The 26322-nt window shown below is 63.1% G+C and carries 22 protein-coding genes; 10 read left to right on the forward strand and 12 right to left on the reverse strand.

Annotated features, from left to right (window positions below; all coding sequences use genetic code 11):
- Positions 1–41: 41 nt before the first annotated feature.
- Both AB5Y80_RS11980 and AB5Y80_RS11985 read right to left on the reverse strand, forming a co-directional pair.
- Positions 42–530, reverse strand: a complete 489-nt coding sequence (locus AB5Y80_RS11980) for a hypothetical protein (protein ID WP_368172973.1) — start codon at positions 528–530, stop codon at positions 42–44.
- On the reverse strand, positions 530–3586 hold the full coding sequence (locus AB5Y80_RS11985) for an FAD-binding and (Fe-S)-binding domain-containing protein (protein WP_368172974.1): 3057 nt from the start codon (positions 3584–3586) through the stop codon (positions 530–532). Before AB5Y80_RS11985 ends, AB5Y80_RS11980 begins: the two co-directional genes overlap by 1 nt.
- Positions 3587–3755: 169 nt before the next feature.
- Here AB5Y80_RS11985 and AB5Y80_RS11990 point away from each other — a divergent pair, with 169 nt between their 5' ends.
- The 4 genes from AB5Y80_RS11990 to AB5Y80_RS12005 all read left to right on the forward strand — a co-directional run bounded on the left by AB5Y80_RS11990 (position 3756) and on the right by AB5Y80_RS12005 (position 8938).
- Entirely contained in the window at positions 3756–4682 is a 927-nt protein-coding gene (locus AB5Y80_RS11990) for a cation diffusion facilitator family transporter (protein ID WP_041214996.1), read from the forward strand.
- A 303-nt stretch (positions 4683–4985) separates the two neighbouring features.
- On the forward strand, positions 4986–6527 hold the full coding sequence (locus AB5Y80_RS11995; RefSeq protein WP_039038766.1) for a TerC family protein: 1542 nt from the start codon (positions 4986–4988) through the stop codon (positions 6525–6527).
- Positions 6528–6702: 175 nt separating this feature from the next.
- Positions 6703–7812, forward strand: a complete 1110-nt coding sequence (locus AB5Y80_RS12000; RefSeq protein ID WP_104454319.1) for an alkene reductase — start codon at positions 6703–6705, stop codon at positions 7810–7812.
- Positions 7813–7951: 139 nt separating this feature from the next.
- On the forward strand, positions 7952–8938 hold the full coding sequence (locus AB5Y80_RS12005; RefSeq protein WP_223956545.1) for a zinc-binding dehydrogenase: 987 nt from the start codon (positions 7952–7954) through the stop codon (positions 8936–8938).
- A gap of 78 nt (positions 8939–9016) precedes the next feature.
- Here the strand turns inward: AB5Y80_RS12005 and AB5Y80_RS12010 are convergent, their stop codons facing one another.
- Complete coding sequence (locus tag AB5Y80_RS12010; RefSeq protein ID WP_368172975.1) at positions 9017–10036, reverse strand: adenosine deaminase; 1020 nt, start codon at positions 10034–10036, stop codon at positions 9017–9019.
- A 201-nt stretch (positions 10037–10237) separates the two neighbouring features.
- Between AB5Y80_RS12010 and AB5Y80_RS12015 the strand changes: the two genes are divergently transcribed.
- The 5 genes from AB5Y80_RS12015 (at position 10238) to AB5Y80_RS12035 (ending at position 14788) form a co-directional block, all read left to right on the forward strand.
- Positions 10238–10987, forward strand: a complete 750-nt coding sequence (locus AB5Y80_RS12015) for an HAD-IIA family hydrolase (RefSeq protein WP_010675115.1) — start codon at positions 10238–10240, stop codon at positions 10985–10987.
- Positions 10988–11128: 141 nt separating this feature from the next.
- Complete coding sequence (locus AB5Y80_RS12020; protein ID WP_182936152.1) at positions 11129–11497, forward strand: cupin domain-containing protein; 369 nt, start codon at positions 11129–11131, stop codon at positions 11495–11497.
- A gap of 206 nt (positions 11498–11703) precedes the next feature.
- Complete coding sequence (gene asnB / locus AB5Y80_RS12025) at positions 11704–13368, forward strand: asparagine synthase B (RefSeq protein ID WP_041213050.1); 1665 nt, start codon at positions 11704–11706, stop codon at positions 13366–13368.
- A 167-nt stretch (positions 13369–13535) separates the two neighbouring features.
- Positions 13536–14036, forward strand: coding sequence for a thioredoxin family protein (locus AB5Y80_RS12030; protein ID WP_183149826.1), 501 nt, complete (start codon positions 13536–13538; stop codon positions 14034–14036).
- Positions 14037–14164: 128 nt separating this feature from the next.
- Entirely contained in the window at positions 14165–14788 is a 624-nt protein-coding gene (locus tag AB5Y80_RS12035) for a glutathione S-transferase family protein (RefSeq protein ID WP_368172976.1), read from the forward strand.
- Between the two features lie 72 nt (positions 14789–14860).
- On the opposite strand, the gene maiA is transcribed toward AB5Y80_RS12035, so the two are convergent.
- The 6 genes from maiA to AB5Y80_RS12065 form a co-directional block, all read right to left on the reverse strand.
- The gene (gene maiA / locus AB5Y80_RS12040; protein ID WP_010675120.1) at positions 14861–15499 is read right to left on the reverse strand and encodes a maleylacetoacetate isomerase; all 639 of its coding nucleotides are present in this window, start codon (positions 15497–15499) and stop codon (positions 14861–14863) included.
- Between the two features lie 69 nt (positions 15500–15568).
- Complete coding sequence (locus AB5Y80_RS12045; protein WP_041214991.1) at positions 15569–16567, reverse strand: fumarylacetoacetate hydrolase family protein; 999 nt, start codon at positions 16565–16567, stop codon at positions 15569–15571.
- A 10-nt stretch (positions 16568–16577) separates the two neighbouring features.
- Positions 16578–17726 (reverse strand): homogentisate 1,2-dioxygenase, encoded by a 1149-nt coding sequence (locus AB5Y80_RS12050; protein WP_104454326.1) that lies wholly within the window; start codon positions 17724–17726, stop codon positions 16578–16580.
- The gene (gene hppD, locus AB5Y80_RS12055) at positions 17719–18873 is read right to left on the reverse strand and encodes a 4-hydroxyphenylpyruvate dioxygenase (protein ID WP_041214989.1); all 1155 of its coding nucleotides are present in this window, start codon (positions 18871–18873) and stop codon (positions 17719–17721) included. The genes AB5Y80_RS12050 and hppD overlap by 8 nt, the downstream gene beginning before the upstream one ends.
- A 239-nt stretch (positions 18874–19112) precedes the next feature.
- A complete protein-coding gene (locus AB5Y80_RS12060; protein ID WP_368172977.1) occupies positions 19113–19766 on the reverse strand; it encodes a haloacid dehalogenase-like hydrolase in 654 nt (217 codons plus the stop codon).
- The gene (locus AB5Y80_RS12065) at positions 19763–20407 is read right to left on the reverse strand and encodes a TIGR01621 family pseudouridine synthase (protein WP_368172978.1); all 645 of its coding nucleotides are present in this window, start codon (positions 20405–20407) and stop codon (positions 19763–19765) included. Before AB5Y80_RS12065 ends, AB5Y80_RS12060 begins: the two co-directional genes overlap by 4 nt.
- Before the next feature lie 88 nt (positions 20408–20495).
- Here AB5Y80_RS12065 and AB5Y80_RS12070 point away from each other — a divergent pair, with 88 nt between their 5' ends.
- A complete protein-coding gene (locus AB5Y80_RS12070) occupies positions 20496–22088 on the forward strand; it encodes a GGDEF domain-containing protein (protein WP_039038778.1) in 1593 nt (530 codons plus the stop codon).
- A gap of 103 nt (positions 22089–22191) precedes the next feature.
- On the opposite strand, the gene AB5Y80_RS12075 is transcribed toward AB5Y80_RS12070, so the two are convergent.
- The 3 genes from AB5Y80_RS12075 to AB5Y80_RS12085 all read right to left on the reverse strand — a co-directional run bounded on the left by AB5Y80_RS12075 (position 22192) and on the right by AB5Y80_RS12085 (position 26166).
- Complete coding sequence (locus tag AB5Y80_RS12075) at positions 22192–23745, reverse strand: PAS domain-containing methyl-accepting chemotaxis protein (RefSeq protein WP_039038779.1); 1554 nt, start codon at positions 23743–23745, stop codon at positions 22192–22194.
- Positions 23746–23866: 121 nt separating this feature from the next.
- Positions 23867–25525 (reverse strand): fatty acid--CoA ligase, encoded by a 1659-nt coding sequence (locus AB5Y80_RS12080; RefSeq protein ID WP_182936146.1) that lies wholly within the window; start codon positions 25523–25525, stop codon positions 23867–23869.
- Positions 25526–25584: 59 nt separating this feature from the next.
- Entirely contained in the window at positions 25585–26166 is a 582-nt protein-coding gene (locus tag AB5Y80_RS12085) for an alpha/beta hydrolase (protein WP_266141962.1), read from the reverse strand.
- Positions 26167–26322: the final 156 nt, after the last annotated feature.

Below are 26322 nucleotides of genomic sequence, written 5' to 3' on the forward strand. Positions count from 1 at the left end.
AAAGATGCCCACGCCGGGGCATCTTGCATCGAGATTGACCCTCACCAGGGATAGGTCACCCCTGGCCACTCGGCCCAAGGGCCGTCCCGCCCCGGCAGGCGCGGCTCGGACCAGCGCCATACCTTGCCGAGCCAGGCGCGCAGTTCGGCTTCGAGTTCGCTGTCCGTGAGCGGCACCTCGGCCACCTTCCAGAAGAAGAGCTCCACCTGCACCTCCGGCAGCACCGACGGATAGAGGTAAACCCCGCCCCAGAAGCGGGGCTCCCTGTCCGGGCTCCAGAGGCCATAGGCAAAGGAGCGCTTGGCCAGAAACTCGGAGTGCTGCCACTCCAAGTCGGCCTCGTGCTGACTCAGGCTGAAATGGGCGGAGGGCCACACATCGTCCGGGCGAAACAGCTGATGAAGCAGCTCCCGCTCGCGCAGGATGGCGACAAACTCCACCACGGCCTGGGACGGCGTGGTGGGGAGCAACAGAAAATGCGGGTGCCGATAGGCCTTCGGCACCCGGAATCCCTTGGGAAAGTGGAGCATCAGAGCAGTTCCAGCAGGGCCTGCAGCGGGTGCTTGAGCTTCTCCCCCTCCATCCGCTTGACCTGGCTGCGGCACGAATAACCGGTGGCCAGACAACGGGCTTGCGGCAGGCGAGCTAGGGGCTCGGCCCAGCTCAGACCGTAGATCCCCTTGGAGTTCTCCACCTGTTTGGCGTCGTGACCATAGGTGCCCGCCATGCCGCAGCAACCCACCGACACCGGCTGCAAACGCGCACCGAAGCGGCCGAACAGGGTGCTCCAGTCACCGTGGGTGGTGGGCTTGGCGGTCTTCTCGGTGCAGTGGGCAAACAGATACCAGGGGTCGGTGCCAGCCTCTTCCCGCAGCGGCAGCGCCTCGTCAGGCAGGGAGAGCAGCCACTCCTGGGGCAGCAGCACCTGGAAATCACCGCGGGCGGGGCCGAGCGCCTTCACGTACTCGTCCCGGTAGCAGAGCACCAGAGAGGGGTCCACCCCCACCATGGGGATGCCGAGGGCCGCCACCTTGTTGAGGAACTGGGCGCTGCTGGCAGCGGTACGGGCGAAGGCGCGCAGGAATCCCTTCACGTGCTGAGGCTTTCCGTTGGGTTTGAACGGCAGCAGGTAGGGCTGATAGCCCAGCTTGCTGGCCAGCTTCACCAGGTCACGCACCACGGGGGCGTCGTAGTAGCTGGTGAAGGGATCCTGCACGATGAGCACCACTTTTTGGCGCTGCTCGGGGCTCATGGCCTCGAGGCCCGGCAGATCGAAATAGCGGGCGCGGTGATCCCGCAGCTCCTCGGCCAGGGTCGGCACGGAGAGCAGCGGCACATCCACCATGCCGATGCTCTTCTCGGTCGCCTTCTGGGCCCACTCTTTTTCGAGGAAGAAGTTGACCAGCTTGGGGGCCTTGGCCAGCAGGGGCGCATAGCTTTCTACCGTGCCCACGAAATAATCCTTGGGGCCGCGCAGATAGCGGCTGTGATAGAGCTGCATGAAGCGGGCGCGGAAGGTGGGTACATCCACCTTGATGGGGCACTGGCTGGTGCAGGCTTTACACGCAAGGCACCCCTCCATCGCCTCCATCACCTCGTGGGAGAAGTCATACTCGCCGCGGGCGCGGGCCACTGTGTTGCGGAACTTGTCGACGATCTGCTTGAAGCGCAGACCGCCGCTTTGCAGCGCCACCTCTTCGGCAAGGGGATCGAAGCCCTGCTCCGACAATTGGCGCAGCCATTCACGCATCAGGCCAGCCCGCCCCTTGGGGGAGTGACGGCGGTCTCGGCTGATCTTGACCGAGGGGCACATGGGGGAGTCGGTCTCGAAGGTGAAGCAGAGACCATTGCCGTTGCAATCGAGGGCCCGGGTATAGCTCTCACGCACGGCAATCGGGATCTGGCGGTCGAACTTGCCGCGCTTGGGCCCGTCCACCGAGACAAGCGAAGCGCCGCTGCCATAAGGCATGCAGATCTTGCCCGGGTTGATGCGGTTGGCCGGGTCAAATGCCCCCTTGACCCGTTGCAGCTCTTCCCACAGCTCGCCGAAGAAGGCGGGGCTGTATTCGGAGCGAAAGCCCTTGCCGTGCTCCCCCCACATCAGGCCGCCGTATTTGGCGGTGAGCGCCACCACCTGATCCGAGATGCGCCGCAGCAGCACCTCCTGCTCCGGATCGCACAAGTCCAGCGCCGGGCGCACATGCAGCACCCCGGCATCGACATGGCCGAACATACCGTAGTCAAGGCCGTGAGCGTCCAGCAGGGCGCGAAACTCCATGATGAAGTCCGCCAGGGATTCCGGCGGCACGGCGGTGTCTTCGGTAAAGGCCACCGGCTTCTTGCGCCCCTCGGCGTTGCCGAGCAGCCCCACCGACTTCTTGCGCATGCCATAGATGGTCTCGATGCTCGGCAGGTGGTCGCACACCTGATAGCCAATGATCCCCGCCTCCCCCTTGGCCAGCAGGGCGTCGATGCGCCGGCACAGCTCGTCCACCTTGGCCTTGTGCGCATCCTCGTCGGTATCTGCAAACTCGACGATATTGAGCCCCTGCAGATCCTTGCCGGGCACATCCTGGATGAGATCCTTCACCGAGTGCCAGATGATGTCGGCGCGGGCCAGTCCCAGCACCCGGGAGTCCACCGTCTCCACCGACAGGGCGTGGGCCTGTACCATAAAGGGGGCGTTTCTGAGCGCGGAGGGGAAGCTGTCGTACTTGACGTTGACGAGCGTGCGGTAGCGCGGGATGGGGGTGATGTTGAGCCTGGCTTCGGTGATGAAGCCCAAAGAGCCTTCCGAGCCGCACAGCACCCGGCTCACATCCAGAGTGTCGGTATCGGGCTGATAGAGGTGCTTGAGATCGTAACCGGTCAGAAAGCGGTTGAGCTTGGGGAAGGTGGCCTCGATGTCGGCGCGCCGCTCGCGGCCGATGCGATAGAGGGTGCGATAGATCCCCCCCTCCCGGCCCTCGAGGGCCAGCTTGTCCGCCAGTCGCTGGCCGGTCACCGGCTCGGTCGCCATGATGTCACCGTTTTCCAGCACGGCCTTGAGGCCGAGCACATGATCCGAGGTCTTGCCGTACACCAGCGACCCCTGCCCCGAGGCGTCGGTGTTGACCATGCCCCCCAGGGTAGCGCGGTTGGAAGTGGAGAGATCCGGCGAGAAGAAGTAGCCGTGGGGCTTCAAATAGGCATTGAGCTGGTCTTTGACCACCCCGGCCTGGGCCCGCACCCAACCCTCTTCCAGATTAATTTCCATGATCTGGTTCATATGGCGCGAGAGATCGACGATAATGCCGCCGCCCAAGGATTGGCCATTGGTGCCGGTACCGCCGCCGCGAGGGAAGAAACTCAAGGTCGCGTACTCAGGCCCCTGGGCCAACTTGAGCATCACTGCAATATCGTCCGCACTGCGCGGATAGAGAACCGCCTGAGGTACGACCTGATAGACGCTGTTATCCGTCGCCATCGCCAACCGGCTTGCATAAGACTTTTCGATATCACCACGAAATGCTGATCGCGCCAGCAACTCAAGAAACTGCAGGGTTGTAGGTGACAAACTGTCCTGGTAATCGAGTCTCGGGATCATGAATCCTTGTTCCCATCCTTTGCTTGATGCCGGCATTCCGGCGACAACGACCGTTCGGACCTGCTTCTTTGCGGGTGTCCGAACCAGTCCGCTCACATGTGAGCGGGCAGTATATCAGCTAGAAAACCGCTTGCGCGCGCAATCTTCACCATTTGAAAGGAGGACTTTTATGGCTCACTACAGCCATGTTATCAGTACGCTTATTCGCACCGAAAAACAGGCCCTGACCCTGTCGCTGTTTGGTTGCATCACCTTTGCCATTTTCGGGATCGGCTATGGTCTGTTCGTCGGTTCCAACGCCATCATGCTGGACGGCATCTTCACCCTGTTCAGCATGGGCATGACGGGCCTTGGGCTCATCACCGCCTACCTGGTCACCCGCCCCTCCGACGCCCGTTTCCAATACGGCTACGCCCACTTCGAACCCATCGCCAACGTCATCAACGGCGCCATCATTCTGCTGCTCTGCCTCGGCGCCCTCTATGGCGGCATCACCTCCCTGCTGGCAGGAGGACGGGAGATCGATCTCGGCCACGCCCTCATCTATGCCGTCGTCTCCACCTTCTTCTGCGGCATCCTCTATCTCATCGAGGCCGACGTGGCCGAGCGGGTCAACTCCGAGCTGGTGCGGGTGGACTCCAAGGAGTGGCTGGTGGATACCCTGCTCAGCGCCACCCTGCTCATCGGCTTTCTGGTCGCCATCGGGCTCGATACCCTGGGTTACGGCCACTACAACCGCTACATAGACCCGGTGCTGGTCTCGCTGCTGGCCCTGTGTGCCACCCTTATTCCCATCAAGGTGCTCGGTCGCAACCTGCGGGAAGTGCTGAAGATTGCCCCCAAGGGGGATGTCTCCCGGCTGGTGGCCAGCGAAGTCGAGGCCCTGCGCCTGCGCCATGGGGTCGAGTGCTACAGCCACCTGGCAAAAAGCGGCCGCCGCTTCGATCTCGAGCTCAACATCCTGGTGGCCCCCGGCCAGGAGTGGCCCGTCGAACGCCAGGATGCCCTGCGCCAGGAGCTCTGGTCTCGCCTCGGCGACACCCTGGGAGACGCCTGGCTCTCGGTCTGCTTCACCCGCGAGAAACGCTGGTTGTAAGCCGCAAGGCGGGGCTTGCCTGGCAAGCTCCGCCCGCTCCTGTCGCCCCGCTGGGCGAGCGAACCTTCCCCCTGCGCTGCCCGCCCCCTCTTGCCAAATACGGGATTCCCGTTATCATCAGGGCTCACTTTTGACCCGAGGTTTTATTGCCCATCATGGACAATCCCCGAAGTAGCCCTTCGTCTTTTCCCATCAAAGCCTATCTGTACCTGCTCAACCAACGCCTCTGAAGCGATCGTCTCCATCACCACGGCCACGCCGTGACCACGATTCACTGCATCTGTCTTCATTGAGGTCAATCACATGGAATTCTTGCTGGACCCGTCAATCTGGGTCGGTCTGCTTACCCTGATCATCCTGGAAATCGTTCTCGGGATAGACAACCTGGTCTTCATCGCCATCCTGGTGAAAAAACTGCCCCCCGCCCAGCGGGACAAGGCGCGCATCATCGGTCTCTCCCTGGCCCTGCTGATGCGCCTGGGACTGCTCACCATCATGTCATGGCTGGTCACCCTCACGGCTCCTCTGCTGCACATCTGGGATCACCCCTTCTCCGGTCGGGATCTCATCCTGATGGGAGGCGGACTCTTCCTGCTGTTCAAGGCCACCTCCGAGCTGCATGAGCGACTCGAGGCCAAGCCCGAGGAGCAAGGCGGCACCGGCGTCTATGCCGGGTTCGGGGTGGTGATCGCCCAGATCCTGGTGCTGGATGCGGTCTTCTCCCTGGACTCCATCATCACCGCCGTCGGCATGGTGGATCACCTCGGCGTCATGATGGCGGCCGTAACCATCGCCATGGTAGTGATGGTGCTCGCCTCCAAGCCCCTGACCCGCTTCGTCAACGCCCACCCCACTGTGGTGGTGCTCTGCCTGAGCTTCCTCTTGATGATCGGCTTCAGCCTGGTAGCGGAGGGCTTCGGCTTCCACATTCCGAAGGGCTACCTCTACGCGGCCATCGGCTTCTCGGTGCTCATCGAGTTCTTCAACCAGCTCGCCCAGCGCAGTGCCCTGCGCCATGAGGCGCGCCAGCCCCTGCGCGAGCGCACCACCGCCGCCATCTTCAAGCTGATGGGGGGGAACAAACGCTCAGCCCACCCGCAGGAGGACGAAGAAGAGGTGCAGGCTCAGCCCCTGCCCCCTGGTTTCGGTGAAGAGGAGCGTTACATGGTGAGCGGCGTGCTGTCGCTGGCCGAGCGTTCCATTCGCACCATCATGACCCCGCGCTCCGAGATGGAGTGGATCGACGTGAGCGACAGCGAGGACGAGATCCGCGCCCTGCTGCAACGGGCCCCCCACAGCCTGTTCCCGGTCTGTGACGGGGAGCTGGACGAGATCATCGGGGTGGTCAAGGCTCGGGATCTGCTGTTTGCCCTCAACGAGGGGCAATCCCTGGCAGCACTAGCCAGACAGAACGAGCCCGTCATCGTGCCCCAGACCATCAACGTGATCCGGCTGCTGGCGGAGCTGCGCCAGGCCAGGGGCAGCCTCATTCTGGTGGCGGACGAGTTCGGCGTCATCCAGGGGCTGGTCACCAACCACGATCTGCTGGAGGCCATCGTCGGCGAGCTGCCGGACGAGGACGAGACCCCCGATGTGGTGCGCGAGGGCGAGCATTGGCTCATCCACGGCACCACCAACATCCATCAGGTGGAGCAGGCCCTGAACTGCGACGGTCTGGTGAGCGAGAGCGACGAGTACGTGACCCTGGCGGGCATGCTGCTCTCCCACTTCGGCAGCCTGCCCGACGTCGGTCAGCAGTTGCACCTCGGCCAGTTCTGCTTCGAGGTCATGGCCGTGAGCGAGCGGCGCATCGAGCGAGTACGGGTCACCCCACTCTCCCCCTGATCATCGGTGGCAATGCAGCAAAAGAGGGCCTTTGGCCCTCTTTTTTCTGGCCCGAGCCCGGCCCCTCCCGCGCCATTGCTGCGATAACGGCAATTCTCTTCTGCAATACCCCCTCTTTTTCACAATAACAATCCCCTTTAGAGTCACCTCACTCCCAAAGATTGAGGAATCCATCATGCACCACGATCCCCTGTTCTGCCCCCTTCGCCTCGGCCAGCTGCACCTTGCCAACCGCATCGTCATGCCCCCCATGACCCGCTCCCGCGCCAGCCAGCCCGGGGACGTGGCCAACGCCATGATGGCGACCTACTACGCCCAGCGTGCCGGGGCCGGCCTCATCATCAGCGAAGGCACCCAGATAGATCCCCTTGGCAAGGGCTACGCCTGGACGCCGGGCATCCACAGCGCCGAGCAGGTGGCAGGCTGGAAGCAGGTAACAGACGCGGTCCACGCCGAGGGGGGCATCATGTTCGCCCAGCTCTGGCATGTGGGCCGGGTCACCCATCCTGACAACATCGGCGGCGCCCAGCCCCTCTCCTCCTCCGCCATCCAGGCCAAGGGAGTGAAGGTATTCGTCGACAACGGCAGCGATGCCCCGGGGTTTGTGGAGACCGTCACCCCGCGCGCCATGACCCAGGCCGACATCGACGCCGTGGTGGGGCAGTTTCGCCAGGCCGCCCGCAACGCCATGGAAGCGGGGTTTGACGGCATCGAGTTGCACGCCGCCAACGGCTACCTCATCAACCAGTTCCTCGACTCCGAGTCCAATACCCGCACCGACAGCTATGGCGGTTCGCTCGAAAACCGGCTGCGTTTCCTCAAAGAGGTGACCGAGGCGGTCTGTGACGAGATCGGTCCCGACCGGGTCGGGGTGCGTCTTGCGCCGCTCACCACCCTCAACGGCACCGTGGATGCCAACCCCCAGGAGACCTATCTGGCCGCCGCGCGCCTGCTGGGCCAGCTCGGCGTGGTCTATCTGCACGTCGCCGAAGCGGACTGGGACGACGCCCCCCTGATGGCGGAGAGCTTCAAGCAGGGGCTGCGCGACGCCTTCCCCAACACCCTCATCTACGCCGGCAAGTACGATGGGGAACGCGCCCGCGCCGCCATCGAGGCGGGCTGGGCCGACATGATTGGCTTCGGTCGCCCCTTCGTGGCCAACCCCGACTTGCCGAACCGCCTGCGCCACGGCCATCCGTTCGCCCCCCATGATCCCGCCACCCTGTTTGGCGGCGGCGAGAAAGGGCTGACCGATTACCCCGTCTATGGGGCAGAGCGGGCATAAGGCGGCTGGCGCCGAACCTCTTCCCGGGCGGACCCCACCAGCGTGGGGTCCGCCTTGTTGTCTTGCCAGTGCAACAACAACCCAAGACATTGTTACGCCATGTGATTCAATCTGCGCCCCTCTCTTTCAAGGAGTCACCATGAACCATACCCAGGCCTGGTGCTGGCACGCCCCCGGCGAACCGGACCAGCTCACTCTCACCCGGCAAGCGCTCCCCACCCCCGGGCCCGACGAGGTCCTCGTCGCCAACCGGATCATCGCCTTCAATCCGGTGGACTGGAAACTCATCGAACAGGGTCATCCCCACTGGCAGCCAGGCCATGTGCCCGGCGTCGATGGCATGGGCACCCTGGTGGCGCTGGGGGCCAACGTCACCCACCTGCGCCCCGGCACCCGGGTCGCCTATCACACCGACCTGCGCCACGGCGGCAGCTTTGCCCGCCACACCCTAGTGCCGGCTCGCGCCCTGATGCCGGTGCCCGATGCCCTGAGCGACGAGGCGGCCGCCGCGCTCCCCTGCCCCGGCCTCACCGCCTGGCAGGCGCTGGCCAAGCTGCCTCACCTGCACGGGGAGGCCCTGCTCATCACGGGGGCTGGCAGCAGTGTCGGCCGCTTCGCGGTGCAACTTGCCCTTAAGCAGGGGGCCCGCGTCTTTGCCAGCGCCAGCCCGCGCCACCACCAGTGGCTCAAACAGCTAGGCGTGCAGGGGGTGGCGGACTATCGGGATCCCGACTGGCTGGCCCAGTTGCAGGCCGCCAACGGCGGTGAACCCTTCGAGGGGATCATCGATCTGGTCTCCAGCCAGCAGGCAGAAGCCTTGCTGCCTGCCCTTGGCTATTACGGCCACATGGTGACGGTGCTCGGGCGCATCGCGCGCAACCCGCTGCCCGCCTTTAGCCATTGCCACTCATTGCACGAGATTGCCCTCGGCGCCCAGCACGCCTTTGGCTCGGACAAACAGTGGAGCCGTCTGGTAGCGGCCGGTGTCGCCATGATGGCGCAGATGGCGAGCGGCGAGCTGACCCTGCCGCCGCTGGTGGTGGGCGACTTCGACGCCCTGCCCGCCCTGCTCACCCACGTCAAGCAGGAGGGACAAGGGGAAAAGTATCTGGTGAGGGTGGGTTGATACCCGCCCAACGATGGCACAAAGAGGCCCGCCAGCCATGGCGGGCCTCCTCCATTCAAGGTGTGCAAGGCGGCCTGCTCAGTGCAGGCTCACCCCGTGCAGGGCGGCATGGAGGCGAATGTCCCGGGTCAGGCGCACCTTGTCCGCAAGGCTCAGCCAGCTCGCCTCCACGGCATTGAGACTAAGGCGGCACAGCTGCTCCTGGCTGGCGCCAAGCCCGTCGGCCAGGGCCTGAAAGTTGGCCCCCAGGTATCCCCCGAAATAGGCGGGATCGTCGGAGTTGACGGTGACGCAGAGCCCCTGCTCCAGCAGCCTCAGCACATTGTGGTGGGCCATCTGGTCAAACACCCTGAGCCGCACGTTGGAGAGGGGGCAGACGGTGAGGGGCAGCCGTGTGTCGGCAAGATAGCTCAGCAGCGAGGGATCCTCGACGCAGCGCACCCCGTGATCGATGCGTTGCACCCCGAGCTCCCGGATCGCCTGCCAGATGTAGTCCGCAGGTCCCTCCTCGCCGGCATGGGCCACCAGCGGCAGCCCCAGCTCGCGGCAGCGAGCGAAGACCCGGGCAAACTTGCTGGGCGGGTTGCCCCGCTCCCCCGAATCGAGGCCGACCCCGTGCAGGCGCGCCAGGTGCGGCGTGGCCTCTGCCAGGGTGGCGAATGCCGCCTCTTCACTCAGGTGGCGCAGGAAGCTCATGATGAGACGCCAGCTGATGCCAAAGGCTGCTTCGCCAGCCTGCAGCGCCCGCTCGATGCCCCCCAGCACGGTGGCAAAGGACACGCCGCGGGCGGTGTGGGTCTGGGGGTCGAAAAAGATCTCCACGTGCACCACGTGATCGGCAACGCAGCGCTCGAGATAGGCCCAGGTGAGGTCGAAGAAATCCTGTTCGTGGATGAGCACGCTGGCGCCGAGGTAGTAGAGATCGAGGAAGGATTGCAGGCCGTCGAACTCATAGGCGGCGCGCAGGCTGTAGACATCGGGCCAGGGCAGCGCCACCCCGTTGCGCTGGCCGATGGCGAACATCAGCTCGGGTTCGAGGGTCCCCTCGATATGTAGGTGCAGTTCCAGCTTGGGCAAGTCGGCAATAAAGTGCTCCATGATGACGGCTCCATCGTCAGACTCCGTGCGGGCACCACCGGGGCGGCGCCCTCCCTTCGCCTTCATTGTGCACCCATCTGGCCCGCCGGAGGAGACTTGTCATCAAAGGGCCTTATAATGGCGGCACAAAAACCATAACCGATTGAAGAGACGAACAGAGGGAGGCCCTGTCCCCGCTCTTGCGCCCTACAAGGAGAATTCATGAAGAAAAACGTCATCTGTGACATTGACGGCGTCATCCTGCACAACAACGATCTCATTCCCGGCGCCGACCGCTTCGTCCACCGCCTGCTGGAGCAGGGCAGCAAGCTCCTGTTCCTCACCAACTACCCGGCCCAGACCCAGAAAGATCTGCAAAACCGCTTCCGCTCCGCCGGAATAGAGGTGCCCGAGGAGTGCTTCTACACCTCCGCCATGGGCACCGCCGACTTTCTCAAGCGCCAGGATGGCAAGAAGGCCTATGTGATTGGCGAAGGGGCCCTGACCCACGAGCTCTATAAAGCCGGCTTCACCATCACCGATATCGACCCGGACTTCGTGGTGGTGGGGGAGACCCGCAACTACAACTGGACCATGATGCAGCAGGGCGCCAAGTTCGTGGATCAGGGGGCCCGCTTCATCGCCACCAACCCCGACACCCACGGCCCCCTGATGTACCCGGCCTGCGGCGCCCTGTGTGCCCCCATCGAGCGGATGACCGGCAAGAAGCCCTTCTACGTCGGCAAGCCGAGCGCCTGGATCATTCGCGCGGCCCTCAACCGGATGGAGGCTCACTCCGACGACACCATCATCATCGGCGACAACCTGCGCACCGACATCCTGGCAGGCTTCCAGGCCGGTCTCGAGACGGTGCTGGTGCTCTCCGGGGTGAGCAAGGTGGCGGACATCGACCGCATGCCGTTTCGACCGAACCACATCTTCGACTCCGTGGTGGACATCGACATCGTCTGATCCCGGGTGCCGCCCTTCCGGTAGCCTTCAGCCTGCACGGGCCCCCTTGGCAAAGGGGGCCCGTTTCGTTTAACGTAAGCGCAACATCGTTAAACAAACTAAACGGGAGCAGGATGCTCCATCGCCACTCAAGGACGCACTATGAAGAGCCTGAACGACTGGATCCTGCTGGACAAGCACACTGTCTCCCCCACCCCGATGATGCCCGCCTCCGAGCGCATCAGGGCCGGAACGCCGAGCCAGACGGCATGGAACCACTACTCCGACCCGAGCCAGCAGTTTCACGTGGGCTTCTGGGCTTGCGAGCCGGGCTGCTGGGCCGTTCACTATACCGAACACGAATACTGCCAGATGCTGGAAGGGGAGGCGGTGATCCACGACGAGCAGGGCGGCCGGCTGCACCTCAAACCGGGGGATCAGTTCGTCATTCCCGCCGGTTTTGTCGGGCAGTGGGAGACCCTCACCCCTTGCCGCAAGCTCTATGTGATCTTCGAACCCGCCGCGACTTGACGCGCACGTCAACCCTGACTCTCTCTCTTCAGGCGGCCGGACGGCCGCCATCCTCTGGCGCAACTTGACGCTTACGGCATGATTTTCTGCGGTTTTCCCGCTTGCAAAAGGGTTTTCCGCTAGGCATTGTGATTGGCGAGGAATGTAAATGGAATTTCGAGCCCAAACGTGGGGGGCTCATATAAAAATCAAGAGGATTACCGCCAATGTGTTCTATTTTCGGCATTCTGGACATCAAGACCGACGCCACTGCCCTGCGCAAATCGGCCCTGGAGATGTCCAAGCGACTGCGTCACCGCGGGCCTGACTGGTCCGGCGTCTACAGCTCCGACAAGGCCATCCTGGTGCACGAGCGCCTGGCCATCGTCGATCCGGGCAACGGCGCACAGCCTCTCTACAACCCCGAGCGCACACACGTATTGGCCGTCAACGGCGAGATCTACAACCACAAGGAGCTGGAGAAGAACCTCAAGGTCGACTTCCAGTTCCAGACCCACTCCGACTGTGAAGTGCTGCTGGCCCTCTACAAGGAAAAGGGCCCGGCGTTCCTGGACGATCTGAACGGCATCTTCGCCTTCATCCTCTATGACGCTGAGCAGGATGCCTACCTGATTGGTCGCGACCACATGGGGATCATCCCCCTCTATACCGGCCGCGACGAACACGGCAACTTCTACGTCGCCTCCGAGATGAAGGCGTTGGTGCCCGTGTGCAAGAGCGTCGAAACCTTCCCGCCGGGACACTACCTGTGGAGCAAGGATGGCGAGCTTAAAACTTGGTACAAACGCGACTGGATGGAATACGCGCCGGTCGAGCACAACGTCAGCGACAAGGCCGAGCTCAAAGCGGCCCTGGAAGCGGCGGTCAAGCGCCAGCTGATGTGCGACGTGCCCTATGGCGTGCTGCTCTCCGGTGGTCTGGATTCGTCCGTCATCTCCGCCATCACCAAGCTCTATGCCGCCCGCCGGGTGGAAGACGATGGCAAGAGCGAAGCCTGGTGGCCCCAGCTGCACTCCTTCGCCGTCGGCCTGGAAGGGTCGCCGGATCTCGCCGCCGCCCGCAAGGTGGCCGATCACTTGGGCACCATCCACCACCAGATCCACTTCACCGTGCAGGAAGGGCTGGATGCCCTGCGGGACGTCATCTATCACCTCGAGACCTATGACGTCACCACCATCCGCGCCTCCACGCCCATGTATCTGATGGCCCGCTACATCAAGGCGATGGGGATCAAGATGGTGCTGTCGGGAGAGGGCTCCGACGAGCTGTTCGGCGGCTACCTCTACTTCCACAAGGCCCCCAACGCCCGTGAGTTCCACGAGGAGAACGTGCGCAAGCTCGCCTCCCTGCACCTCTATGACTGCCTGCGGGCCAACAAGTCCATGGCCGCCTGGGGCGTGGAAGGCCGCGTGCCCTTCCTCGACAAGGAGTTCATGGACGTGGCGATGCGCCTCAATCCCGCCGACAAGATGTGCGGCAAGGGCAAGATCGAGAAGCACATCCTGCGGGAAGCCTTCGAGGATCTGCTGCCCCACGAAGTGGCGTGGCGTCAGAAGGAGCAGTTCTCCGACGGTGTGGGCTACTCCTGGATTGACAGCCTGAAAGCCATGGTCGAGGAAGAGGTGACGGATCAGATGTTCGAGGCCGCGGCCTTCCGCTTCCCCGTCAATACCCCGCTCACCAAGGAGGCGTACTACTACCGCGCCATCTTTGACGAGCACTTCCCGCTGGAGTCCGCCGCCCGCACCGTGCCCTACGGCAAGTCGGTCGCCTGCTCCACCCCAACCGCGCTCGAATGGGACGCCAAGTTCAAGGAGATGGCCGACCCCTCCGGTCGCGCCGTGATGGACGTCCACCAGCAGGGTTATTGATCGCCCCTGACCTGAATACAAAGCCCCTCTCGAGGGGCTTTGTTGTTTTCTGCCATTCCATTGCAGCTTTTTGCCTTTCCCTTCCCTGTTTGCGGCTTGGCGCAGGAAACGCCTCGTGTCACATTGTCTGCGCCTGGAAGCAAAGATAACGACACAAGGAAGAGACCATGAAACGACTGTTACTGCCCCTGATACTGGGCACCCTCCTTTTCAATGGCGCCGCCTGCGCGGGCGACCACCTCTGGAGTCAGAGCCTGCCCGATTACAGCCAGGGTTATGACGAGACGCGGGATCCGGCCCGCGATCTCGCCGCCGCTACCGCCAAGGCCAGTGCCGAGGGCAAGAAAATCCTGCTGCTGGTGGGGGGCGAATGGTGCAGCTGGTGCCAGGAGATGAACCGCTTTCTAGACCGGGAACCCGATCTCGCCGGCCAGCTCAACCGCACCTTCGTGGTGGTCAAGGTGAACGTCAGCGAGCAGAACAAGAATGAATCCTTCCTGAAAGCCTACCCCGAGTATCTGGGGGTGCCCCACTTCTACGTGCTGGATGCCAAGGGCAGGCTGCTCGAGTCCTTCAACACCGGGCTGCTGGAGAAGGGGAAGAGTTACGACGGGGAGAAACTCGGCAAATTTATCGCCTATTTCCAGCCCAGGACCACCCACGGCTGACTCGCCAGTCAATAAAACAGGGCCCCGCACGGTCAGTGACAGTGCAGGGCCCTGATGGCTACGCAAACAGGGAAGTGGCATGTCTGCGACAAACAGGCCATCCATCACCCCGGACAAGGACGAAAAAGATGTTGCGAATACTGGGCAAGGCGTCGTCAATCAATGTGCGCAAGGTACTGTGGACCTGTGCCGAGCTGACCCTCCCGTTCGAGCTGGAGGAGTGGGGATCTGGCTTCAAACCCACGGATACCCCGGCGTTTCTGGCACTCAACCCCAATGCCATGGTGCCCGTCATTCAGGATGAGGATTTTACGCTGTGGGAGTCGAACACCATCATCCGCTACCTGGCGACGCGCCATGGTGCCAATGCACTCTATCCCGCCGAGGCGAGAGCCAGGGCCAGGGTCGATCAATGGATTGACTGGCAGGCATCGGACTTGAACACCGCCTGGCGCTACGCCTTCCTGTCGCTGGTGAGGCGCTCCCCCCAGCATCAAGACCATCAGGCCCTTCACGCAGCTTGCCTGCAGTGGTCTCACTGCATGGAGATCCTGGAGAGACAGCTTCAAACAACCGGAGGATATGTGGCCGGTCCGCACTTCTCGCTGGCAGACATTCCCATCGGGCTGTCAGTCAACCGCTGGCTGGAGACGCCCTATGATCGCCCGTCGCTACCCGCCGTGAATGACTACTACCAGCGACTGAAAGAGCGGCCGGGGTTTCGACGCTATGGGGCCAATGGCACGCCCTGAGGCGAGCAAGATAACCCGGGCAAGGAAAGAGACGGCAGACCGGGCCAACGCGCTGACCCGGTCTGCACAGCTTCAAGGCTGGGCATCCGGCTGATTGGCGGGGGCGGCCTTGATAAAGGCCTGCAACTGCTCGCAGTTGGCGACGATGCGCGCAATGGTGGGGTAGTCATCCAGGGTCATGTCGAAGCGGCGGGCGTTGTAGACCTGGGGCACCAGCATGCAGTCCGCCAGGGTGACCTCGTTGCCCACGCAATAGATGCCGGCGGTGGTCATGAGAAGCTGTTCCAGCGCGGTGAAGGTCTCGTCAATCCAGTGGCGATACCAGGCATCCCGCGCCATCTTGCTCTGCCCCAGCTCCTGCTCCAGGTAGTGCAGCACGCGCAGGTTGTTGAGGGGGTGGGTGTCACAGGCGATCATGTTGACGATCTGGCGCACCCGGGCACGTTCGATGGGGGCGGAGGGCATCAGGGGGTAGGCGGGATAGGTCTCGTCGAGGTACTCCATGATGGCCACCGACTGACCCAGATGCACGTCATCGTCCACGAGAAACGGCACCAGCCCCTGGGGATTGACCCGGCGGTAGGCCTTCTCCTTCTGCTCACCCTGCCGCAAGTTGACCGGGTGCTGCTCATAATCGAGCCCCTTGAGTTGCAGTACCAAACGCACGCGAAAGCTGGCCGATGAGCGCCAATATCCAAACAACTGCAGCATAGTGTGTCCCTGTGGTGGCAGGTGTCTGCCACCTGCCGTGTCGCCCGCCCCTCCAGGGGTCGGGCTCTCCTAGCTCGCCCGCTCGGCCGTTGCTTGCGTGACCCGCTGCAAAATGGTGCCAAACAGACTCATCCCGTTGCGATCCTGCATCGCGATGGACACTGTATCACCAAAGCGCAGAAAGGGTGTAGTGGCTTGACCTGACTCGATAATTTCCAGCATCCGCCGCTCGGCAAGGCAGGAGGATCCCCGGCTTCTGTCGTAGTTGGATACGGTGCCCGAGCCGATGATGCAGCCCGCCCCGAGCGGCCTTGTCTTGGCGGCATGGGCAATCAGCTCATCAAAGTTGAAGGTCATGTCCACCCCGGCGTCGGGCTGCCCGAACAGGGCGCCGTTGAGGTGGGTCACCAGGGGCAGGTGGACCTTGCCATCGCGCCAGTCATCCCCCAGCTCGTCCGGGGTGATGGCCACCGGCGAGAAGCTGCTGGAGGGCTTGGACTGGAAGAAGCCGAAGCCCTTGGCAAGCTCCCCGGGGATGAGGTTGCGCAGGCTCACGTCGTTGACCAGCATCAAGAGCTTGATGTGGCTCGCCGCCCCCTGCGAACAGGTGCCCATGGGCACGTCGTCGGTGATGACGGCGACTTCCGACTCAAAATCGATACCCCACTCCTCGGAGCCCATCACGATGGGGCCACGGGGCGGCAGGAAGCTGTCAGAGCCGCCCTGATACATCAGGGGATCGTGCCAGAAGCTTTCTGGCATGTCGGCGCCGCGGGCCTTGCGCACCAGCTCCACGTGATTGACGTAGGCACTGCCGTCAATCCACTGGTAGGCGCGGGGCAGCGGGGAGAGGCACGCCTCCTCATCGAAGGGGAAGGCGTCGGGGCAGGCGCCCTCGTTGAGTCGCTGATAAACCTTCGCCAATTGCGGCGCCACTTCGCCCCACTGGTCGAGGGCCGACTGCAGGGTCGGGGCAATGGTCGTCACGTGGACGGCGCGCGCCAGATCGCGGCTCACCACCACCAGGGCGCCGTCGCGCTTGCCATTGTTCAGGGTTGCCAGTTTCATATCGAATTCCTTATTTGCCGAGCGTCTCTGGACGCTGCCAGCTGGTGACATAACCGGGGTGTTCGACCCCTTCGCAGATCGGGCCGACGGCCAGGGCATCACGGGTGTCGAGCATCACCGCCACCTCGTCGGTGAAGGTCTTGGCATGAGCCAGTCCCGCCGCAAAGGCCTTGGGATGGGGACCATGGGTGAAGCCGGCAGGGTGGAAGGTGACCATGCCCCGCTTGATGTTGTCCCGGCTGAAGAAGTCCCCGGCGTGGTAGAAGAGCACTTCGTCGAAGTCGTCGTTGCTGTGGTAGAAGGGCACCCGCAGGGCGCCTGGGTCACTCTCGATGGGACGCGGCACGAAGGTGCAGACCACGAACCTGCTCGCCACGAAGGTGGAGTGAGCCGAGGGAGGCAGGTGGTAGCGGTGGCTCATCAGCGGGCGGATATCCCGCCAGTTGAGGCGCACCACGCACAAGTCCCCGTGCCACCCTTGTGCATCCAGCGGGTTGAACGGCCAGGTGACGACCGAGACCTGATCGTGGCGCTTGATCTGCAGCGACCAGGGGTTTTCATCCTGCTGGGCCAGGAAGCGCTCGTTGATGGCGGGCACGTCCAGGGCCGCCGGATCGAAGATGGCGTGATTGCCCACCAGTCCCTTGTCCGGCAGCTGATAACTGTCTTCCGTCGCCTCTATCATCAGGATGAAGAGGGGCGCGGTGGGCTCGATGCGCCACATGGTGCCACGGGGGATCACCACATAGTCGCCATCTCTCAAGATGAGGTGCCCGTAGTCGCAATAGAACTCTCCGCTCCCCTCGTGAATGAACAGGAGCTCGTCGCCATCGGCGTTTCGCACCAGAAACGGCATGGGCTCATGCAGGCGCCAGATGCGGTAGCGGCAGTGGGGGTTGCTGAGAATATCCGGCATCACCCAGGGGGAGAGGGAGCTCACCTCCTCCTGCAGATCGTTCAAGTCAAACGCCCGTGGCCGAAGCGGCCCTTCCCAGTTGACCCAGTCGGTGGGAGCATGCTTGTGGTGCATGTGGGTGGCCGGACCGAAGAAGCCCGAGCGCCCCAGCTCGCGCTCATAGATGGCCTGCTCCGGCAGGTCGGCATGGGCCTGGCGGGAGTGGGTTCCCTCCCGATGGGGGAAGCTTATCCAGTTACGCATCGCTCGGTTCTCCGTTTTTCTGGCCCTGCGCGGCACTGTTCACCTCCCCTTGCGTGGATCCGTCCAGCACGCCACGGCGGATCTGATCCAGCTCGATGGATTCGAACAGTGCCTGGAAGTTGCCCTCACCAAAGCCCTCGTTGCCCTTGCGCTGGATGATCTCGAAGAACACGGGCCCGATCACGGTGTCGGTGAAGATCTGCAGCAGGATGCCGTCCTTCGTCGGCGAGCCGTCGATGAGGATGCGCAGCTCTTTCAGCGCCGCCAGATCCTCCTGATGACCCGCGACCCGGCTGTCCACCTTCTCGTAGTAGGTGTCCGGCGTCGGCATGAAGCCGGTTCCCCGCCCTCTGAGCGTGCGGATGGTGTGATAGATGTCGGCAGAGGCGAGCGCGATGTGCTGGATCCCCTCCCCCTTGTACTGGCGCAGGTACTCCTCTATCTGGGACTTGTCGTCCGCCGACTCGTTGATGGGAATGCGAATTTTGCCGCAAGGGGCCGTCATGGCGCGCGAGTGCAGTCCGGTCAGTTTGCCCTCGATGTCGAAGTAGCGGATTTCCCGGAAGTTGCCGATCCGCTCGTAGAAATTCGACCAGAGGTTCATGTTGCCGCGATGGACGTTGTGGGTCAGGTGGTCGATCTCATAGAGCCCCGCGTCCACCTCGGCCATGCGGGCCTGCCAGTCGGGGTAGAAGATAAAGTCCACGTCATAGATGGAGCCCCGCTCGCCATAGCGATCGACAAAGGAGAGGGTACTCTCGCCGATGCCGTAGATGGCGGGGATGTTGAGTTCCATGGGGCCTATTTTGCCCACAAACGGCTTGGCCCCCTGGCCGATGGCGTACTGCTGGGCACGGCCGGCATCGCTCACCCGAAACGCCATGCCGCACACGCTCGGACCATGGGCCCGGGCAAACTCCTCCGCCTGGGAGTGGGGCTCGGCATTGACCACGAAGTTGATGTCCCCCTGGCGATAGAGCCAGCACTGCTTGTGCCTGTGCTTGGCCACTTCGGCAAAGCCCAGTGAGACGAACAGCGCCTTGAGGGCCGCAATGCCCTTGAGATCCGGCGCCGTGTACTCGACAAACTCAAACCCGTCGGTGCCAAGGGGGTTGATGGTGTGAGTACGGGAAGAGGGGGTGGTCATGATGCGCTCCTTGCGATGAACTGATAACGAAACGGGTCACGCCGCAAGGGCTCGACAGGCAGCCCGCACGGCATTGTTAACAACTTGTTTCATTAGAGTGGCGAGCGCAGGGAATGAGAAGGGGCGGCGTTCAGATAGTTTGGCGGGGGTCCGCGCCAAAAAATGTAAATGAAATGTGACATCACAGCCCCAGCCTTGCACTGCGCTCGTTAGCGTCCCGCAAGGCTGTCAGCTTTGCCTTACAGCGACCAATAACGGGGTTCGATATGGGGCAGTACCGCCCTCGCCTTTAGCAATCGAGTCCTTTGCGGATTGATGAGCCAGGCTTGCTCCCCCAACGCCAGCAGGGGCAGATCGTGCAGGCTGTCACTCAGGGTGAGCGCGGCCTCCAGGGTCAGGAGCTCGGGCAGCAGCTTGTGCCTGCCATGGCAATAGAAGCGCGGCACCAGGCCGCCGAAACGGTAACCCATCCGCGAGCCGATGATGCGGTGAGGGAGCCTTGGCAGTTGACGATGGATCTGGGCACGGACTAGGGCGCGGGGACTGGCGGAGATGACCCAGCAGCGGTACCCCTCCCCCGTCAAGAGGGCTCGCGCCTCCCGATACAGATCGGGCCGGGTCAAGCTGTACTGCCGTACCAGGGCGCGCCAGGCCAGGGGGGATAGCCCGAGGGTGATGGCCCACCAGATGAGTGCAATGCCGCGACTGCGCTGACCTGGCAGCAGATAGATCACGGCGCCGAGCGCCATCAGTGGCCACAGCAGCAGCGGCCAGATACGGCGGCGCAAGATGAAACGCAGCAACCCTGCATGGCTGTCATCCGGCGCCAGCGTGTCATCGAAGTCGGCCAGGATCCAGCCGCGGGCTGGGACTCTCGCGGCTGCAGCGCTCATTCGGAGATCTCCGCGATGACGGCATGCAACTCGGGCAGGAGGAACAGCGCCCCCTCATCGGGCGGACAGACGAGATCGAAGCTCTCACCTGCCAGGGTGAAGGCGAGGCGCCAGGCGTGCAGATAACCGCGATCCGCCGCCGTGCCGCCGTAACGCTCATCTCCGAGGATGGGGGCTCCCACGCTCTTCAAGGCCACCCGGATCTGGTGGGTCTTGCCGGTCCGGGGCTTGATGCGATAAAGGCGCAGCCCCTCGCGCACCGAAACGGAGTCGAACCAGCTGATGGCCGGGTTATCCTGGGTGCGGCTCAGCATCCAGCTGCCGCCTCGCCCTTTCTCCATGTCCCCCTTCACCCAGCCCTGCTTCTTCTTCGGTTTGCGATCGGAGAGGGCCAGATACTGCTTGCTCACTTCCCGCGCCGCGAAAGCCATGCTGAGGGCGCGATTCGCTTCGGCGGTGCGGGCCAGCAGCACCAGCCCAGAGGTCATCTTGTCCAGTCGATGGACCGGATAGAGGTCAAGACCGGTATCCATTCTGACCCGATTGACGAGACCCGGCTCGCCGGCATCATCGTGCATGCCAATGCCCGGACGCTTGTTGATCACCATGAAATCTTTGTGCTGCAATTGTATCCGGTACATGTATAACCCTTTAGAATGTTATTTGTTAACAACTTGAATGCAGGCCTGCAGGCCATCTTCATGGACCCTCAGCACAAGAATCGCACGAATGAAAAAATGCCTGTTTTGGCTGTTGTTGCTTGGCATCACTTGCTTCTCGCCCCTCCAGGCCAGTGAACGGACACGTGATCTGCCGGAGAAGGTGGTATTGCAGTTGCGCTGGCTGCATCAGCCCCAGTTTGTGGGCTATCACATGGCCAAGGCCAAGGGGTATTACGCCGACGCTGGTCTGGATGTCGAGATAAGGCCAGGTGGCAAGGGAATAAGTCCGGTTCAGGAGGTGCTGGCCGGACGCGCCGACTTTGGCGTCGGCAACACCGAGGTGCTGACCCACTACGCCCAGGGCAAGCCGCTGCTGGCGCTGGCCAGCGTCTACCAGCACTCTCCCTCCATCTTCCTGGCACGCCGCGACAGCGGCATTCTCACCGTTGCGGACATGCGTGGCAAACGGATCATGATGTTTCCGGGTCATCAGGATGCCGAACTGCTGGCCACCCTCTACTATCAGGGGCTTCACGAGCGCCAGCTCATCCCGGTACCCACTTCGGTCAACATCGACGATCTGATCGCCGGCCGGATAGACATCTTCAACGCCTATCTGAGCAATGAGCCCTTCTATCTGGAAGAGCGCGGCATCTCGGTGTCCGTCATCAACCCTCGCAACTACGGCATCGATTTCTACAGCGACATTCTCTTCACCACCCAGGCACAGGAGCGGCTCAATCCGGAGCGGGTGGCACGTTTTCGTGCAGCCAGCCTCAAGGGATGGCGCTATGCCCTCACCCACCCCGAGGAAGCCATCGCCCTGCTGCGCACGGAGTATGGCGTCAACCGCAGCCAGGCCCACATGGAATACGAGTTGCAGATGAGCAAGGAGATGATCCAGCCGCTCTATGTGGAGATCGGGTATATGAATCCGGATCGCTTCGCTCACATCATGCAGCAGCTGGTGGAGATAGGCCTCCTTGCCAAGCCGGTCTCCCTGACCCGTTTCCTCTATCAGGTCCCCTCAGAACAGTGGATCTTCTGGCGCCCCTGGTTCCTGCTGAGCCTGGGTGTTGGTGGTCTCATCCTGCTGCTCTCCCTCTATCTTCTGATGAGCAACAAGCGGCTCAACCAGGAAGTGGCCCTGCGCAAGCAGCGAGAGCAGGAGATACTGCAACTGGCCCGCCTCGATCCCCTTACCGGGCTGCCCAATCGCCTGAGCCTGATGGAGCAGTTGAAACACCAGGTACAAAGCGACAATCCGGGCTGCCTGCTGTTTTGCGATCTCAATGACTTCAAGCGCATCAACGACAACTTCGGCCACAGCCAGGGGGATGCCATCCTCTGCCAGCTGGCCAGACGGATCCACGACGCCATCGGCCACCAGTGCTATTTTGCCCGCTTGGCGGGGGACGAGTTCATCCTGCTGCTGCCGGGCTACGATATTCGTCAGGCAGAGGAGGTCACCGCCGTGATCCGCCAGGCCATGCAGGCCCCCTTCGTGGTCAATGACCAGCCGATGCAGGTGGGCATCAGCATCGGCGTCAGCCACTACCAGCATGACTGGAGCCCGGAACAGTGGCTCATCCAGGCCGACAGGGCCATGTATTGTGACAAGGGTGGCCGCGTCATCACGCTGGCGGAGCAGTCCGGCTGACTGGCTCATCTCCCGGCACACAGAGCCGATACCCCCATGAAACCAATAAACAAGAAGGCCACCCCAGGGGTGGCCTTCCTGCATTGCATGAGTCTGACCGCTCTTACCCGAAGGTCTGCCCCAGGGATTTGAGCTGGCGAGCCTTGGTGAGCAGGATGTCGCTCGAGGCATCCATGTCCTGCATCTTGTTGCTGTTGGTGTGGGAGTGCTGGGAGATGGCGTTGACGTTGCGGCTGATGTCCTCCACTACCGCCTGCTGCTCCTCTGCCGCCGTCGAGATCTGGGCCGAGAGGTCCACCACCCGTTCTATTTCCGCCAGCACCTGATGCAGGCTCTCTGATCCCTGGCGGGTCAGGGTCACGCAGGATTGGGTCTGTTGCAGGTTCTGCTGCATCATTCCCTTCCAGCCGTTCAAGGTACGCTGGATCTGGCCTATGCTGCTCTGGATCTGCTCGGTCGCCTTGTGGGTGCGCGTGGAGAGGGTTCGTACCTCGTCCGCCACCACCGCAAATCCTCGCCCCTGCTCCCCTGCCCGCGCCGCCTCGATGGCGGCGTTAAGCGCCAGCAGATTGGTCTGATCCGCAATGCCCTGGATCTCGCTCATCAGCACACCGATGCGATCCGACTCCTCCGCCAGTGCCACGGCGGCCGTGAAGGCATGCTCTGCCTGGGTGGCCAGCTCCGTCACCCTGTGCTGGGTATCTTCCAACTGCTGGTCGGTGTGTTGGCAGTGCGCCTTGGCCTGAGCTATCTGGTTGTCCGTCTCCAGGATATTGCGGGCAATCTCGTGGGCTGTCGCCGCCATCTCGGTGATGGCCGTCGCCACCTGCTGGGTCTGGACATCCTGTTCGGCGATGTCGGCGCTCGCCTCGCTGGAGGCTGTTTTCAGATGCACCGCGAGATCCTGCAGGGAGAGGGTCGCATCGTCCACTCGTCCAAGGACGGTGCGGATCCTGGCCTGCAACAGCTTGATGTGGAAGTCTGCAATGGCACTGGCATCCTCCCCCGAATAGATGAGCCGGGTCAGGCTGTCATATTCGTCCGCGAGCTGTCGCAGATAACGGGGGGTAGTGATGAGGGTGTCACGATAGATCAGGGCCAGCCACAAGAGGGGCAACAGGGTGAACAGCGGCCCCCAGGGCCCCATCAGATAGGCTCCCCCCGCCAGCATCAGCAAGACACCGACGATGGCCAGCCCGTGGCGCATCGGGCGCAGGCTCAATCCGCCCTTTCGCTCCCCCCGCTCCACGCTCTTCAATCTGGCATAGGTGCGCCCGGCCACGGCTTTCATCTCCGGCGCGGCGCGACTGCGGACCGACTGGTAGCCATTGATCCGCCCCTGCTCGAAGATGGGGGTGACATAGGCATCCACCCAATAGTAACGCCCATCCTTGCAGCGGTTTTTCACCATGCCGCGCCAGGGTTTGCCCTGCTTGAGCTTGCCCCAGAGGTCAGCAAAGGCGGCCTTGGGCATGTCCGGGTGGCGAACCATGTTGTGGTGCTGGCCTATCATCTCTGCCCTGCTGTATCCCGCCACCCGGCAGAAGTGGTCATTGGCATAAGTAATGACCCCCTGAAGATCCGTGGTGGAAACCAACTGTTCACTGGACGGAAAATCCACCTCTTCATCAACGAGATGAATCTGGGTTCTGTTCATGGCGCACGCCTCTTGTGTGATAACTCAGTTATCGTAGTCAAGCCATGGCAGCCCGGCCAACAAGGCCCCTCAGACAGTGGGGATGACTGAGAGGCCGTCCTCTGGATCTATGACGGCGCCCTCAGTTCTCCACCGCCGGATGGCACTCGCGCTCCCGGATCAGCTTCTTGTTCACCTTGCCGACACTGGTCTTGGGGATCTCCTGCACTATGCGGATCTGGCGCGGAATGGCCCAGCGATTGATGCGACCACTGTCGACGAACCCCTGCAGGTGCGCCTTGATGGCCTGGGGATCCAGGTTCGTCCCCTCCTTGCCGACCACCAGGGCCAACGGGCGCTCCCCCCACTGCTCGTCCGGCACCCCCACTACGGCCACCGAATGCACCCCGCAATGGGCGCTGATGAGGCTCTCCAGCGCCAGCGAGCTTATCCACTCGCCACCTGTCTTGATCACGTCCTTGATGCGGTCCTTGATCTCCACCGTGCCGTCCGGGGTGATGGAGGCCACGTCCCCGGTGTGCAGCCAGCCGCCATCCCACAGCTCAGCCCCCTTGGCGGGCTCCTTCAGGTAGCCCTGGGCCAGCCAGGGGGCGCGCACCACTATCTCCCCCATGGCCTCACCGTCGTGGGGCAGATCCTTGCCCTCGGTATCGACGATGCGCAAGTCCACCAGGCCGATGGGCTTTCCGGTCTTGATCCGCAGCGGCAGTTGCTCCGCCATGGGCAGCGCCAGCTCCTCGGGAGCGAGGTGCACCACGCACAACAGCGGGCAGGTCTCCGACATGCCGTAGCCGGCGTGCACCCGTATCCCCTTCTGGCTCGCCTGGGTCGCCAGCCCGAGCGGCAGCGCACTGCCTCCCAGCAGCATCTTCCAGCCCTCGAACGAGGTCTGCCTGGCCTCCTCGCAGTCCAGGATCATCTGCAATATGGTCGGCACGCAGTGGGAGAAGCTCACCCCCTCGTCGCGATAGAGCTTGACCAGCTTGTTCGGCTCGTAGCGCCCCGGGTAGACCTGCTTCACCCCCAGCATGGTCGCCACATAGGGGACGCCCCAGGCATGGACGTGGAACATGGGTGTGATGGGCATGTAGACGTCGTCGGAGCAGAGCAGCGACTGGCCCGCATGGGCCGCCAGGGTGCCCAGCTCGTTGAGGGTGTGCAGCACCAGCTGGCGGTGACTGAAGTAGACCCCTTTGGGATCCCCGGTGGTGCCCGTGGTGTAGAACAGGGTCGCCACCGAATATTCGTCGAAGTCGGGGAAGTCGAACTGGTCGTCCGCCCCGGCCAGCAGCGTCTCGTACTCCCCGAGCAGGGGCAAACCGGTAGAGGGCGACTCCCCATCGGTCAGCCGGATGTAACCGCGCACCGTGGGCAGCTTCTCCTGAATGGAGTCCATCATGGGCAGGAAGTCGTCATGAACCAGCACCAGGTGATCCTCGGCGTGGTGCATGGTGAAGGCGATCTGCTCCGGCGACAGGCGCACATTCACCGTGTGCAGCACGGCGCCTATCATGGGTACCGCGAAGAAGCACTCGAGGGAGCGGTGGCTGTCCCAGTCCAGCAGGGCCACCGTGTCCCCCGGTCCAATGCCCGAGGCGGTCAACAGGTTGGCGAGGCGGTGGATGCGCTGATTGAGGGTGCGGTAGTCGTAGCGCAGCCTGTCTGCGTAGACGATCTCCCGGCCCGGGTGATGGCGCCCCCCGGACAACAGCAGGCTCTTGATCAGCAAGGGATAAGCATGGGCTCCCTGGGCTGGCGGTATGATCCTTGTCTTCACCATACGGACTCCTTCCGATTCGTGTTTGGGCGCAGGGGAGCCGTCTCCCCTCACCATCTGAGTTAGCGGGCGTCGAGACGCCCGAGCAAGGCCTCGGCCTCTGGCCAGGGGCCAAATCCGCTCGCCGGATTGAGGTGTCCCACCGCCCCGGCATCCACCAGCTCGCTCCCCCACTCCCCGGCCAGGGCACGCACCGCCGCAGGGCTCGCCAGGGGATCGTTGTGACTCAGCACTACCAGACTCGGGAACGGCAGCGTCATACGGGGCAAGGGGTGCCAACCGCCGGCCGCCATGGCCTCCTTGCTGGGATAGTGGGAGGGCCAGTCGGCATCCAGATCCGGTGGCGTCACCAGCAGGGCGCCCTTTATCCTGTGCTGACTGACAGCGCCGTACTGGGCAGCCCAGTGGGCCACCATCAGCACCCCGGCGCTGTGGGCCACCAGGATCACCGGGCCCTCGATGGCGGCGAGCGCCGCCTCGATGGCCTCGACCCTGGCCTGGCAGTTGAGCTTGTCCGAGGCGAGCGGTGGCACCGTCACCACCTTGTCAAGCCTCTCGGCGAGCAGGGTCTGCCAGTGATCCGCCACGTGTTCACGCAGGCCGGGCACGATCAATACGGTGGCCTCGGGCTGACATTCCTTCATGTATCTTCCCCTGTTCAGGCGCTCCGGCGACGGCCGGATGACATCGGGACCACAGTAAGGTGCCGGGCCCCCGGCTGCTTTACCTTGGATGCCATGAAGTTGTCTTTTTGCGACAGAGACTCGGCCGGACAAGGCGGCGATCGCTGGGCCTGGATG

This window comes from Aeromonas sp. R2-1 (assembly GCF_040908425.1).
Taxonomy (GTDB): domain Bacteria; phylum Pseudomonadota; class Gammaproteobacteria; order Enterobacterales; family Aeromonadaceae; genus Aeromonas; species Aeromonas caviae.

Excerpts from the sequence above, each read along its gene's own strand:
- AB5Y80_RS11980 (WP_368172973.1), bottom strand. The coding sequence starts at position 530 with ATGCTCCACTTTCCCAAGGGATTCCGGGTGCCGAAGGCCTATCGGCAC.
- AB5Y80_RS11985 (WP_368172974.1), bottom strand. The coding sequence starts at position 3,586 with ATGATCCCGAGACTCGATTACCAGGACAGTTTGTCACCTACAACCCTG.
- AB5Y80_RS11990 (WP_041214996.1), top strand. The coding sequence starts at position 3,756 with ATGGCTCACTACAGCCATGTTATCAGTACGCTTATTCGCACCGAAAAA.
- AB5Y80_RS11995 (WP_039038766.1), top strand. The coding sequence starts at position 4,986 with ATGGAATTCTTGCTGGACCCGTCAATCTGGGTCGGTCTGCTTACCCTG.
- AB5Y80_RS12000 (WP_104454319.1), top strand. The coding sequence starts at position 6,703 with ATGCACCACGATCCCCTGTTCTGCCCCCTTCGCCTCGGCCAGCTGCAC.
- AB5Y80_RS12005 (WP_223956545.1), top strand. The coding sequence starts at position 7,952 with ATGAACCATACCCAGGCCTGGTGCTGGCACGCCCCCGGCGAACCGGAC.
- AB5Y80_RS12010 (WP_368172975.1), bottom strand. The coding sequence starts at position 10,036 with ATGGAGCACTTTATTGCCGACTTGCCCAAGCTGGAACTGCACCTACAT.
- AB5Y80_RS12015 (WP_010675115.1), top strand. The coding sequence starts at position 10,238 with ATGAAGAAAAACGTCATCTGTGACATTGACGGCGTCATCCTGCACAAC.
- AB5Y80_RS12020 (WP_182936152.1), top strand. The coding sequence starts at position 11,129 with ATGAAGAGCCTGAACGACTGGATCCTGCTGGACAAGCACACTGTCTCC.
- asnB (WP_041213050.1), top strand. The coding sequence starts at position 11,704 with ATGTGTTCTATTTTCGGCATTCTGGACATCAAGACCGACGCCACTGCC.
- AB5Y80_RS12030 (WP_183149826.1), top strand. The coding sequence starts at position 13,536 with ATGAAACGACTGTTACTGCCCCTGATACTGGGCACCCTCCTTTTCAAT.
- AB5Y80_RS12035 (WP_368172976.1), top strand. The coding sequence starts at position 14,165 with ATGTTGCGAATACTGGGCAAGGCGTCGTCAATCAATGTGCGCAAGGTA.
- maiA (WP_010675120.1), bottom strand. The coding sequence starts at position 15,499 with ATGCTGCAGTTGTTTGGATATTGGCGCTCATCGGCCAGCTTTCGCGTG.
- AB5Y80_RS12045 (WP_041214991.1), bottom strand. The coding sequence starts at position 16,567 with ATGAAACTGGCAACCCTGAACAATGGCAAGCGCGACGGCGCCCTGGTG.
- AB5Y80_RS12050 (WP_104454326.1), bottom strand. The coding sequence starts at position 17,726 with ATGCGTAACTGGATAAGCTTCCCCCATCGGGAGGGAACCCACTCCCGC.
- hppD (WP_041214989.1), bottom strand. The coding sequence starts at position 18,873 with ATGACCACCCCCTCTTCCCGTACTCACACCATCAACCCCCTTGGCACC.
- AB5Y80_RS12060 (WP_368172977.1), bottom strand. The coding sequence starts at position 19,766 with ATGAGCGCTGCAGCCGCGAGAGTCCCAGCCCGCGGCTGGATCCTGGCC.
- AB5Y80_RS12065 (WP_368172978.1), bottom strand. The coding sequence starts at position 20,407 with ATGTACCGGATACAATTGCAGCACAAAGATTTCATGGTGATCAACAAG.
- AB5Y80_RS12070 (WP_039038778.1), top strand. The coding sequence starts at position 20,496 with ATGAAAAAATGCCTGTTTTGGCTGTTGTTGCTTGGCATCACTTGCTTC.
- AB5Y80_RS12075 (WP_039038779.1), bottom strand. The coding sequence starts at position 23,745 with ATGAACAGAACCCAGATTCATCTCGTTGATGAAGAGGTGGATTTTCCG.
- AB5Y80_RS12080 (WP_182936146.1), bottom strand. The coding sequence starts at position 25,525 with ATGGTGAAGACAAGGATCATACCGCCAGCCCAGGGAGCCCATGCTTAT.
- AB5Y80_RS12085 (WP_266141962.1), bottom strand. The coding sequence starts at position 26,166 with ATGAAGGAATGTCAGCCCGAGGCCACCGTATTGATCGTGCCCGGCCTG.